Genomic DNA, 687 nt, shown 5'->3' with positions numbered 1-687 from the left:
TCCCACGACTCCTCCGGATGGTTCGGTGTTGTCGTGGTATCTGGCGGATTCCGCGGGTGTGTCGGAGGCGACGCGGCCGATGTTCAAGTACGGCAACACGCCGATGGTGCCGTTGTCGGGTGACTTCGACGGAAGCGGCTCGGACGAGGCTGCGACGTACGATCCGCGGACGTCGACGTTCTACATGGGGGACACGTCGATTCTGTTCGGGAATCCGGGTGACCGGCCGGTGGTGGGTCGTTGGGACGGTGGCGCGGACCTGGTGGGGGTGTATCGGCCACAGGACTCGACGTTTTATCTGCGGCACGCGGACGGTTCGGTGACGTCGTTCAAGTACGGCAACGGGGGCAACTGGGTTCCGGTCGCGGGTGACTGGGACGGGAACGGGACCGAGACGGTGGGTCTGTTCAACCCCGACGACGCGCACTTCTACCTGCGTGATTCCCTTTCCCAGGGTGTCGCGGACCGGACGGTGTGGTTCGGCAACACCGGGGACGTCCCGATCGTGGGCGACTGGGACGGGACCGGTCGTACCAACGTGGGTGTGTACCAGCCGGACCTGCGCAAGTTCAACTACCGGCACGACACCGACGACAACGTCACCACCCAGCTCTACGGCGACCGCGGCGACACCCCCGTGGTCGGCGACTGGGACGGCAACCACACCACCACCCCCGGAGTCGTCAA

General features: G+C 65.8%; 1 protein-coding gene. It reads left to right on the top strand.

The window, feature by feature from the left end:
* Window positions 1-58: 58 nt before the first annotated feature.
* Window positions 59-687, top strand: a 629-nt coding sequence (locus GT354_RS29200; protein ID WP_202512444.1) for a hypothetical protein, incomplete at its 3' end; no start/stop codon positions are given.

This window comes from Streptomyces sp. SID3343 (assembly GCF_009865215.1).
Lineage (GTDB): Bacteria > Actinomycetota > Actinomycetes > Streptomycetales > Streptomycetaceae > Embleya.
The sequence above is the reverse complement of the archived record's forward strand: the minus strand, read 5'-3'. Positions and strand labels throughout refer to the sequence as shown.